We start from the raw sequence: 10,706 nt of genomic DNA, 5'->3' as shown, positions 1-10,706 counted from the left end.
ACCATCGCCTTGCGAACAAGTCCGCAAAACTTGACGCCAGCGTCGGGGCGTCAGGACCACACGACTTCACCGTCCGCAGGAAGCCGCCCTCGTCAGAAGCGCCGCCCGCGTCCACCGCATCCCGCCCCGCGTCCGTGACGATCGCGATACGCCCCTCGAGTGGGACGAGACAGCGACGGAGAGTGAAGTGATTTGGGTCTTCGGAAAATCAGAATATTTTGCGAAAGGGGCTGGACACGCCCGAGATTGGTCGAGCAAGTGATTTGCCCGCCGGGCAGCAGATTGTAAGATAGGTCGAGCCCTTCGCGAAACCCATCGCCTCGTCGAAAGCAGGTAGCGTCGGCGATATGAGCGGATCAACAAAAACAAACCCTCGGACGCGCTTGCCATTTTGTAATTAACAACAATTGTCCGTTGGGAGAAATCTCTAAGCGTGCATCACATACAATGCACAATTTATTGCTGTATACCGATTATAACGCTCCATGTGTTTGGCCGCCGGTCATCCTGCGAAGCACATTTCACGGTCTCAATTCCCGCAAGGGAGACCGAAAAAGGTTCAGCTATGTTTATGTTCTCGGATACTCGTCGCACGCAAATCATAAGGATACTTCTATGGACAGCGCTCGTGCTGTTCGTCCTTTCGCTCCTCTTACCCTCCGTTTCGCTTGATAGAGCCGCACGCATCGACCTCCAATGTGTTGCACCCAACTGGTCGGCGGGATTGAATTTTCTGGTGCTTGGACCGACAGGCTTCCTCGATGGGCAGTTCGGATGGATCGCAAATCCTTTGATGCTTTTTGCGGCACTAACGAAGAATCGCAAGTCTAGCTTTGCATTAACCGCTATCGTCCTCGCGGCCGCCACTGTCGCTGTCGCACTAGCTGCCGGCACTGCTTTTTCATTCACCTCTGTATGGGGTGACCGCGGAGGCGATTTTGAAGTGTGCGGCTTTGGTCCGGGATACTATCTTTGGCTGGCTTGTTCTGTTCTCGTGTTGATTGCGACGTCTTTGCGGACCATCAGGAGACTGTCGGACGGATGAGAGGTTAGGGTGAACCGACGGCTATTGGCCATAAGATTGGCATTCATCTCAGGCTCCGCCAAACCTCTGCCAAAGCAGGACCAAAAAACCCGTGGATGCACAGAAGAAAGCCGGGCATGACCAGCCGGAACGGTCCTAGGGTTTCCCGATGCGCCCTCAACTGCTCAATCCCTTGTTTGCGCCGGTCACGAGTCTGGGTGGCGTCGGGCCGAAGCAGGATAAATTGTTTCGCTATCTGCTCGGCCGTGATGAAACGCCGCGGCTGGTCGATCTGCTGCTGCATCTGCCCGCGAGCGTGATCGATCGGCGCGCGCAACCGAAAATCCGCGACGTGGTGCCGGGCACCGTGGTGACGCTGGAGGTGACGGTCGACCGGCATCGCCCGACGCCGGCGCGCAATCATCGCGCGCCGCATCTGGTCCATGCCAGCGACGACACCGGCGATGTGGTGCTGACCTATTTCCGCGCCCAGCCAGGCTATGTCGAAAAACTGCTGCCGGTCGGGGCCAAGCGTTACGTCTCCGGTACGGCGCAGATGTATGACGGCACCCTACAAATTACCCATCCCGACCGCGTGGTCGATGAAGCCGGCTTCGCCAAGCTGTCGGGCATCGATCCGGTCTACCCGCTGACGGAGGGGCTGGCGCTGGGATCGCTGCGGCGCGCGATGGCGCAGGCGCTGCAGAAGCTGCCGGCACTGCCGGAATGGATCAGCCCGGAGGTGATCCGCCGTTGCAAATTTCCTGACATCGCGGAGGCGCTGAACCGCGTCCACGTGCCGGTTGAGCTGACGGATATCCTGCCCGACGGTCCCTATTGGTCGCGGCTCGCCTTCGACGAGCTGTTGGCTGGTCAACTGGCGCTGGCGCTGGTGCGTGCGCAATTGCGCCGGCCTGCGGGCGACCGCCACGCCGGCGACGGCCATCTGCGCAATAAAATCATCGATGCGCTGCCCTACGCGCTCACGACGTCGCAGCGGCAGGCCGCGGCCGCGATCGCGGACGATCTGCGCCAGCCGATCCGCATGCTGCGGCTGCTGCAGGGCGATGTCGGCTCGGGCAAGACCGTGGTGGCGCTGTTGGCGGCCGCCGCCGTCACCGAAGCCGGCAAACAGGCCGCGCTGATGGCGCCGACCGAAATCCTGGCGCGCCAGCATATCAAGACCATCACGCCCCTGGCCGAGCATGCCGGCCTGCGGGTCGCGATCCTCACCGGCCGCGAAAAAGGCAAGGAGCGGCGCGAACTGCTGGCGCGGCTTGCGGCCGGCGAGATCGATTTCCTGATCGGCACGCACGCGTTGATCCAGGACGATGTCGTGTTCAAGTCGCTGGCGCTGGCGGTGGTCGACGAACAGCATCGTTTCGGCGTGCGCGAACGTCTGGCGCTGACCAATAAGGGCGACGCGGTCGACGTGCTGGTGCTGAGCGCGACGCCGATCCCGCGCACGCTGGTGCTGACCTATTTCGGCGACATGGACGTCTCGGAATTGCGCGAGAAACCGGCGGGCCGCCAGCCGATCGATACCCGCACGGTGCCGAACAGCCGTCTCAATGAGGTGATCGACGCCGTCGGCCGCGCGCTTGATGCAAACAAGCGCGTGTACTGGATCTGCCCGCTGGTCGAGGAATCCGACGCGGAGGGCATCGAACATCTCACCAATGCGACGCAGCGCTTCGAAAGTCTGCAACAACGATTCGGCGAACGCGTCGGTCTGGTGCATGGCCAGATGAAGGGCACCGAGAAGGACCGCGTGATGGGCGAATTCGCCTCAGGCGGGATCGGGCTGCTGGTGGCGACAACCGTGGTCGAGGTCGGTGTCGATGTCCCCGCCGCCACCATCATGGTGATCGAGAACGCCGAGCGGTTTGGTCTGGCGCAACTGCATCAGTTGCGCGGCCGGATCGGCCGCGGCTCCGAGGCCTCGACCTGCCTGTTGCTCTACAGGGAGCCGCTGACCGAGATGTCGACGGCGCGGCTCAGGGTGATCCGGGAAACCACCGATGGCTTCCGGATCGCCGAGGAAGACTTAAAACTGCGCGGCGAAGGCGACGTGCTGGGCGTCCGCCAAAGCGGCCTGCCCGGCTACCGCATCGCGCGCTCCGACGTCCACGCCCAGCTCATTACGCAGGCGCGCGACGAAGCGCTGCGCGTCATGAAGGACAATCCGAAGCTGACCGGCGAGCGCGGCGAGGCGCTGCGCTGCCTGCTCTATCTGTTCGAGCGCGATGAGGCGATCCCGCTGCTTGGGGCCGGGTAACGACCAGGCGTCGCTGCTTGCATTTTGGATCGAGGCATGAAAACAGCGTGAATAGCAGCATTTGAACAGGCGGACATTTGCCATGGCCGTACAGGACTCCCGATTGCTCCGCGTGATCGATCTCACCGGCACCTTCGTGCTGGCGATCCAGGGCGCGACGATCGGCGCCGAAAAGGATCTCGATTTCCTCGGCGTGATGGTGATTTCGCTGGTTACCGCGATGGGCGGCGGGATAGCCCGCGACCTTCTGGTCGGCGAGCACCCGCCGGAAGCGTTGCGCGGCTGGCCGGTACCGGCTGTCGCGCTCGCCGGAGGCCTCTTTACGATTTTCTCGTTCCACGTCATTGAGCAGGTTCCGGAGATCGCCTTGCTCACGGTCGATGCGTTGGGCCTGTCGTTGCTCGCGGTCTCCGGCGTCGAAAAGGCGATGGAGTACAAATTGACGCCGATCGCCGCCATCATCATGGGCGCGATCGCCGGCACCGGCGGCCTGACCATGGGTGAAGTATTGCTGGCGCAAATCCCGACGATCCTGCGGACCGATTTCCTGGCATCCGCGGCCATTATCGGGGCCATCGCGATGGTGATCGCGCGCAAGCTAGGTCTCGGCGCCAATTGGGCAGCTCTGCTCGGCGGCGCCACCTGCTTCGTATCGCGGATCATCGCGATCTGGCAGCACTGGCATTTGCCGACGCCACATCTGCATTAGCTGCCGACATCGCGTAGAGGCGCGGGTTTGCCGTCATTCCGGGGCGCGTTGAAAACGCGAATCCGGAATCTCGAGATTCCCCGATGTGTAATTGCACATCTGAGGTCTGGTCCTTCGGACCATCCCGGAATGACGAAATAAAATCACTCCACCTTCGCCGGGGCCGGCTGCAGTGTGGATGAATTGGCGACCCGGGCGGCGTTCGCCATTCCGGCCAAAGCGGCAATTTTCTTCTGCGGGTCGGAGCCCGGCTGCACCACGCCCGCGGACATGATCAGGGTCGCGGCGTCTTCGGCGCTCATCTCGACTTCGATGATCTTGCTCTTGGGGACATAGAAGAAGAAACCCGTGGTCGGGTTCGGCGCGCACGGCAAAAACACCGAAATATGCTCTTCCTGACCGGGAAGGCTGTTGGCGATTTCCACGCTCGGCGACTGCGAGATCAGCACGATCGACCACATGCCCGGCGAGGGAAATTCAACCAGCCCGACCCGGCGAAAGCTCGATCCCGAGCCCGAGAACAGCGTCTCGAACACCTGCTTTAAGCCACGGTAGATCGCGCGCACCACCGGCATCCGACCCAGCAGCCTTTCGCCGAGATCGACCAGTGTGCGTCCGATCAGATTGGCGGTGAGGAAGCCGAGCAGCGTCAGCGCGATCACGGCGACGATCAGCCCGGAGCCCGGCAACCCGAACGGCAGATAGGTCTCCGGCCGGTAGGCAATGGGAACGAACGGCCGCACCAGACCGTCGACCCAGGTCACGAACCACCAGGTCAGGTAAAAGGTGATCGCGATCGGGCCGGCGACGATCAGGCCGGTAAGAAAATAATTGCGGAATCGGGCCATGAAGCCGCGCGGCGGGTCCGGCGGCAGTTCGGTCGGTGGCAAATCTTCGCGGTTCATCAGGGTTCCAGGTCGGTCGGAGCGGCCGTTGTCACATGCCAGCTAAGCCATCCTAGCAGACTTTTGAAGACCCCACCCCGGCGAAGGCCGGGGCGCGGCTATTCCACCGTGACCGATTTCGCGAGATTTCGGGGCTGGTCGACGTCGGTGCCCATCACCACGGCGGTATGATAGGCCAGCAATTGCACCGGGATGGCATAAACCATCGGCGTGAAGGTGGCGGCCATGTCGGGCAGCACGATCGTCACCAGCGACTGGATGGTGGCTTCCGCGGCCCCCTTGGCGTCGGTCATCAGGATGATCTTGCCGCCGCGCGCGGCCACTTCCTGCATGTTGGAGACGGTCTTCTCGAACACCCGGTCGAACGGCGCGATCACCACCACCGGCATGTTCTCGTCGATCAGCGCGATCGGCCCGTGCTTGAGTTCGCCGGCGGCATAGCCTTCGGCGTGGATGTAGGAAATTTCCTTCAGCTTCAGCGCGCCTTCCAGCGCCAGCGGATAACTGGTGCCGCGGCCGAGATAGAGCACGTCCTGGCATTTGGCGATATCGCGGGCGAGCTTTTCGATCTGCGGTTCGGTGGCCAGCGCCGCCGCCATCAGCCGCGGGATTTCAACGAGGCCGTGCACGAGCCTGGCTTCATCGGCATCGGACAATTCGCCGCGCGCCTTGCCGGCGGCGACCGCAATGGCGGCCAGCACCATCAACTGGCAGGTGAAGGCCTTGGTCGAGGCGACGCCGATTTCCGGGCCGGCCAGGGTCGGCAACACGGTCTCGCTTTCGCGCGCGATGGTCGAGGTCGGCACGTTGACCACGGAGAGCGTGTGCAAGCCCTGCGACTTCGCATAGCGCAGCGCGGCCAGGGTGTCGGCGGTCTCGCCGGATTGCGAAATGAAGATCGCGAGATCGCCTTTGCGCAGCGGCGCCTCGCGATAGCGGAATTCCGAGGCGACATCGAGTTCGACCGGCACCCGGCTCAACCGCTCGAACCAGTATTTGGCGATATAACCGGCGTAGCTCGCGGTGCCGCAGGCGGTGATCGAAATCCGCTGAATGTCGTTGAAGTCGAACGGCAGCTTCAGCGGCAGCGCCACGCGCTCGGTCGCCAGGTCGACGTAACGCGCCAGCGTATGGCCGACGACTTCCGGCTGCTCGTGAATTTCCTTGGCCATGAAGTGGCGATAATTGGCCTTGTCGACCAGCGATGTCGCCGCGCTGTGCTTGATCGCGTCGCGATGAACGATCGCATTGTTTTTGTCGTATATGGTTGCGCCGGCGCGGGTCAGGACGACCCAGTCGCCGTCTTCCAGATAGGCGATGGTGTCGGTGAACGGGCCGAGCGCGATGGCGTCCGACCCCAGATACATTTCACCCTCGCCATATCCGATCGCGAGCGGCGGCCCGTTACGCGCGCCGATCATTAGATTGTCGTCACCGGCGAAAATAAATCCAAGCGCGAACGCGCCGCGAAGCTGCGACAGCGAGGCCTTGACCGCCTCGACCGGATTGATGCCCCGGGCCAGATAGCTATCGACCAGGTGCAACACGATCTCGGTGTCGGTTTCGGTCGTGAAGACCGCGCCCTTTTTCTCAAGCGCTTCGCGCAATTCGCGGAAATTCTCGATGATACCGTTATGGACCACGGCAACCCGGGCGGTCGCATGCGGATGCGCGTTATTCTCGGTCGGCCTGCCGTGGGTGGCCCAGCGGGTATGACCGATCCCGGTATGGCCCGCCAGCGGCTCGGCCCGCAGCCGCGTTTCCAGATTCCTGAGTTTGCCTTCGGCGCGGCGGCGCGCGAGATGGTCGCCTTCCAGCGTGGCGACGCCTGCGGAATCATAGCCGCGATATTCAAGCCGCTTGAGCGAGTCGACGAGTTGCTCCGCGACCGGTCCGCGCCCGAGAATGCCGACAATGCCGCACATGCGGGTCAATATCTCCAAATCGACGAAAAACCGTCAAACCGGCTTAAGGTCCCTCTTAACGAGAAACGCCGATCACCTGATACTCAATAATTATTGCGGATTGAGACAGCGTTAAATTGAGACAGCGTTAAGCCGAACGCTTAACAACGTCCGCCACTAGCCGCTTTTCGGCGTCTTGCCGCGCGTTTTCATCTCGCGGTATCGCGCCGCGCCGCCCTCGCGGGTGGTTTGCTGGCTGCGCTCCACGGCCATCGCGTCGTCGGGCACGTTTTTGGTGATTACCGAGCCCGATCCGATATAGGCGCCGTTGCCGATTTTGACCGGCGCCACCAGTGAGGAATTGGTGCCGACAAACGCGCCCTTGCCGATCTCGGTTTTGTGTTTCGAGAAGCCGTCATAGTTGCAGGTGATGGTGCCGGCGCCGATGTTGGCGCCCTCGCCGACATGGGCATCGCCGATGTAGGAGAGATGGTTGACCTTGGCGCCGGCATCCAGCGTCGCGGCCTTGGTTTCAACGAAATTGCCGATCCGCACGCCCTCGCCCAGCGACGTCCCCGGCCGCAGCCGCGCATAGGGACCGACGGAGGCGTGTTTGCCGATCGATGCCTGCACGATGTGGGAGAATGAATGGATCACCGCGCCGTCCGCTATCGACACCCCGGGACCGATCACCACGAACGGTTCGATCGTCACGTCGTTGCCGAAAGAGGTGTCGGCGGCGAGATAGACGGTCTCGGGCGCGATCATGGTCACGCCGGCATCGAGCGCGGCCTTGCGCAACCGCGCCTGCATGACCTGCTCGGCCTCGGCGAGCTGGGCCTTGGTGTTGATGCCGCGCACTTCATCCTCGCTGGTTTCGATCACGACGGCCTCCAGTCCCAGGTCTCGAACGATCGAGACGGCGTCTGTTAAATAATATTCGCCCTTGCTGTTGGCATGGCCGATCTTGTCGATGATCGCCAGCGCCTGGCGCCCGTCGAACGCCATCACCCCGGCATTGCACAGTCCGATCGCGCGCTCTTGCGGGCTGGCATCGGCCTGTTCGCGGATCGCGACCAGCCGGCCGCCCTCGACCAGGAGCCGGCCATAACCGGTCGGATCGGCGGCGCGAAATCCCAGCACGGCGAGTGCGGCGCCTTTCTTCAGGGGCGCGCGCAGGCGCTCAAACGTCGCGGCCGAAATCAGCGGGGTATCGCCGAACACCACCACCAGATCGTCGGCGCCGCCGACAATGGCGTCGCGCGCCGACAGCACCGCATGCGCGGTGCCGAGGCGCTCGTGCTGGGTAAAGGTCGCCGCATCCGGACGCAGGCGTTTGACCTCTGCGGTCACCGCGTCGTGACCGGGACCGATCACGACCGCCAGCGATGCGCCGGTTCCCTTCGGGGCGGCGCCGAGCACATGCGCCAGCAGCGATTGGCCGGCCACGGGATGCAGGACCTTCGGCACTGAGGACCGCATCCGCGTGCCCTCGCCTGCCGCGAGCACGATGGTCAGGCTGCTCCTGCCAGTCTTGTCGGTAGCAGTCTTGCCGGTACCACTCTTGCCGGTCATCCGAATCCCTTGCCATTACGGCTGATATGACGCCGCCGCCGTCATAAAGCGTTTTCACCCGTCATGGAAACCCGATTCGGCGTCCGGTCGTGCGTGGATTCAGGAACGGGGCGCATTTCCTGTTAATGTTTGCCGTGTGATTCGGATGGGCCTCAGGGGGGCCGAAAATTTCTGATGGCCAAGGATGCCGACAATCTGAAGGGCAGTTTCGAGACCGAGAATACCGGCGGCGTGTTGTCGGGCTTCCTGGCCGAGGAGGATGAATTCGACCGCCGCGCGCTGTGGCGGCTCGGATCGTGGGCGGTTGGCGCGGTCGGCGCCGTGATCATCGCGCTGGTCGCCAACCAGTCGTCGATCGGATCGCGGCACGAGCAGATCGCAGCCGCCGATCTGTTGCGACAATCGCAGCAAATTCAGACCGTCGCCAAGGACAGCCAGAGCGAAGCGCGGCGCCTGGCCTCCGCCATCGACACCCTGAGTGGCGATCGCGACCGGCTGTACTCCCGCGTCGCTGTTCTGGAACAGGGTCTGGATTCGGTGACCGGCGCGATCGCGCGGCAGAATGCGGCGACGGGTTCGCCGCAAGCCGCCACGGCTCCCGCTGCCTCCGCCGCCCCGGCCGCCGCTGCTCCAATCTCTGCTACTCCGAATGCGGCGGCGCCGGCCGAAGCGCAGAAGCAGCCGCCCGCTCCGGCCCTGGCCCCGGTGGCGACCACGGCCCCCGCCGCGATAACGCCCCCGACAGTAACGGCCACGGCGGAAAAGCCGCCGGCGGTTGCCGCGACCACGGAACCCGCCCCGGCCGCGGTGTCATCGGTGGCGCAGGCAACTTCGAATAAGCCCGCGGAAACCATGTCAACGCCGCTGATGGCCTCGAAATCCATGATGGGGCCGCCCGATCCCGCGGCCGGAAAACTGATCGAGCCCAGCGCCCCGCCCAAGACAGCTACAGCGACGGCTACAACGACCGTTACAGCGACGCCAATGCCGGAGGTGGTTGCCTCAGTTCCGCCCGCGGCCGACGACGCGCCTGATGCCACGGAGTCACTGCCCAAGGTCCAGCGCACCGAATTCGCCGTCGATCTCGGCGGCGCCAATTCGGTCGGCGGACTGCGCGCGCTGTGGCGCGGGCTGCTCAAAACCAGAGCCAATGCACCGCTGGCGGCGTTGCGCCCGATCATCGTGATCAAGGAGAGCAATACCGGACTTGGCATGCAGCTGCGGCTGGTGGCCGGACCGCTCACCGATGCGGCCGCGGCGGCGAAAATCTGCGCCGGCATGATTGCCAACGAGCGGCCCTGCGAGACCACGGTGTTCGACGGCCAACGCCTGGCCATGAACGGTAATGATCAACCTGCCCCGACAACGACGACAGCCAAGCCGGCCACGCACAACAGGCACTATACCTCCAAGCACGCCGCGGCTCCCAAAGACGAGCCGCCCAAGAAACCTGAGCCCTCGACGCTGTCGCTGATTTTCGGCCGGAGTCCCCAATAACTCCTGTTATTGCAATGGCTTGGGATCGATTCCTAAGGCGTTTTCGCGACCGGACAGGACGAGCCGGCGGCGCCCGGGTTGTCCCGCCCCCAATTCCCCCGCATATTCGGTCAAATGCGAATGATGGGTGGACGCATCCTGCTGCGGCCAACCGATTTCGACTTGATCCCACTTGGTTCCATTTGGCCGGAAAATACGCCCGTGAAAAAAACTCCCTTTCGGCTGACGCCCTATCAGGTGCAATGGCTCATGGTCGTCGGCTTCCTCAGCGTCGGCTATGCGCTCTATCTGCGCTATCTCGCGATCGAGTTCTCGACCGTGGCGCTGGCCTGCGACGCCGGGCTGCAGACCATGCTGTGCCAGGCCCGGGCTTTGGCGACCGTGCTCTACAAAAACTCGGTGTTCGGCATCACCGCGCTGGTGATTGCAGCGCTGCACCTGATCCGGCCGTCGATTGTATTGATGACCGGCGGCGTGATCGCCGCGGGGTTGGGGATCGTGCTCTATAATATCGAGCTGTCGGGTCTGGCGATCGGGCTGCTTATTTTGGGGTTTGCACGCCCCGCGCCTGCCACAGCGTAACGCCGAGCAGGAAATACAGCGCGCTGGTCCACAGCGACTGCCAGTTGTTCGGCCCTTCGTTGAAACCGGTAAACAGCGCAGCGATCACAAACAGGCCTGCGAATACCGCCTCGCTGACCGGGCGCGCGCCCTGCTGCGGACGATTGAGCAGCGCGAGCAGCGACAATGGCAGCACCGCCATCGTCAGCGCGGCGAACGGAAAATCCTTGTAACGGGGGTCGAACACAAACCC

At 63.3% G+C, this 10,706-nt stretch carries 8 protein-coding genes and 1 pseudogene; 5 read left to right on the top strand and 4 right to left on the bottom strand.

What is annotated here, in order from left to right; all coding sequences use genetic code 11:
- The first annotated feature begins 628 nt into the window (after positions 1-628).
- The 3 genes from ABR948_RS23365 (at position 629) to ABR948_RS23355 (ending at position 4,011) form a co-directional block, all read left to right on the top strand.
- Positions 629-1,045, top strand: coding sequence for a hypothetical protein (locus ABR948_RS23365; protein WP_428122617.1), 417 nt, complete (start codon positions 629-631; stop codon positions 1,043-1,045).
- A gap of 148 nt (positions 1,046-1,193) precedes the next feature.
- Positions 1,194-3,302, top strand: a complete 2,109-nt coding sequence (recG, locus tag ABR948_RS23360; RefSeq protein WP_428122615.1) for an ATP-dependent DNA helicase RecG — start codon at positions 1,194-1,196, stop codon at positions 3,300-3,302.
- 82 nt (positions 3,303-3,384) lie between these two features.
- A complete protein-coding gene (locus tag ABR948_RS23355; protein WP_428122612.1) occupies positions 3,385-4,011 on the top strand; it encodes a trimeric intracellular cation channel family protein in 627 nt (208 codons plus the stop codon).
- A 143-nt stretch (positions 4,012-4,154) separates the two neighbouring features.
- Here the strand turns inward: ABR948_RS23355 and ABR948_RS23350 are convergent, their stop codons facing one another.
- The 3 genes from ABR948_RS23350 to glmU all read right to left on the bottom strand — a co-directional run bounded on the left by ABR948_RS23350 (position 4,155) and on the right by glmU (position 8,395).
- Entirely contained in the window at positions 4,155-4,916 is a 762-nt protein-coding gene (locus ABR948_RS23350) for a DUF502 domain-containing protein (protein WP_428122609.1), read from the bottom strand.
- A gap of 98 nt (positions 4,917-5,014) precedes the next feature.
- Positions 5,015-6,841 carry a glutamine--fructose-6-phosphate transaminase (isomerizing) gene (gene glmS / locus ABR948_RS23345; RefSeq protein WP_428122606.1) on the bottom strand — a complete coding sequence of 609 codons (1,827 nt, stop codon included), beginning with the start codon at positions 6,839-6,841 and terminating at the stop codon, positions 5,015-5,017.
- A 156-nt stretch (positions 6,842-6,997) separates the two neighbouring features.
- Positions 6,998-8,395: a bifunctional UDP-N-acetylglucosamine diphosphorylase/glucosamine-1-phosphate N-acetyltransferase GlmU gene (gene glmU, locus ABR948_RS23340; RefSeq protein WP_428122604.1), complete on the bottom strand. Its 1,398-nt coding sequence runs from the start codon at positions 8,393-8,395 to the stop codon at positions 6,998-7,000.
- 174 nt (positions 8,396-8,569) lie between these two features.
- On the opposite strand from glmU, the gene ABR948_RS23335 reads away from it, so the two are divergent.
- Together ABR948_RS23335 and ABR948_RS23330 are read left to right on the top strand one after the other, a co-directional pair.
- A complete protein-coding gene (locus ABR948_RS23335; protein ID WP_428122602.1) occupies positions 8,570-9,892 on the top strand; it encodes a hypothetical protein in 1,323 nt (440 codons plus the stop codon).
- A 201-nt stretch (positions 9,893-10,093) separates the two neighbouring features.
- Entirely contained in the window at positions 10,094-10,474 is a 381-nt protein-coding gene (locus ABR948_RS23330; RefSeq protein ID WP_428122600.1) for a hypothetical protein, read from the top strand.
- On the opposite strand, the pseudogene ABR948_RS23325 reads toward ABR948_RS23330, so the two are convergent.
- Positions 10,434-10,706 (bottom strand): annotated as a pseudogene (locus ABR948_RS23325) (beta-(1-6) glucans synthase); the annotation flags it as partial. The gene ABR948_RS23330 and the pseudogene ABR948_RS23325 sit on opposite strands and share 41 nt — an antisense overlap.

The organism is Bradyrhizobium sp. (assembly GCF_050014615.1).
Taxonomy (GTDB): domain Bacteria; phylum Pseudomonadota; class Alphaproteobacteria; order Rhizobiales; family Xanthobacteraceae; genus Bradyrhizobium.
Note: the sequence above shows the minus strand (reverse complement) of the source record. Positions and strands in the feature narration are given on the sequence as shown.

Coding starts and splice junctions, on each gene's coding strand:
- recG (WP_428122615.1), top strand. CDS start 1,194: ATGCGCCCTCAACTGCTCAATCCCTTGTTTGCGCCGGTCACGAGTCTG.
- ABR948_RS23355 (WP_428122612.1), top strand. CDS start 3,385: ATGGCCGTACAGGACTCCCGATTGCTCCGCGTGATCGATCTCACCGGC.
- ABR948_RS23350 (WP_428122609.1), bottom strand. CDS start 4,916: ATGAACCGCGAAGATTTGCCACCGACCGAACTGCCGCCGGACCCGCCG.
- glmS (WP_428122606.1), bottom strand. CDS start 6,841: ATGTGCGGCATTGTCGGCATTCTCGGGCGCGGACCGGTCGCGGAGCAA.
- glmU (WP_428122604.1), bottom strand. CDS start 8,395: ATGACCGGCAAGAGTGGTACCGGCAAGACTGCTACCGACAAGACTGGC.
- ABR948_RS23335 (WP_428122602.1), top strand. CDS start 8,570: ATGGCCAAGGATGCCGACAATCTGAAGGGCAGTTTCGAGACCGAGAAT.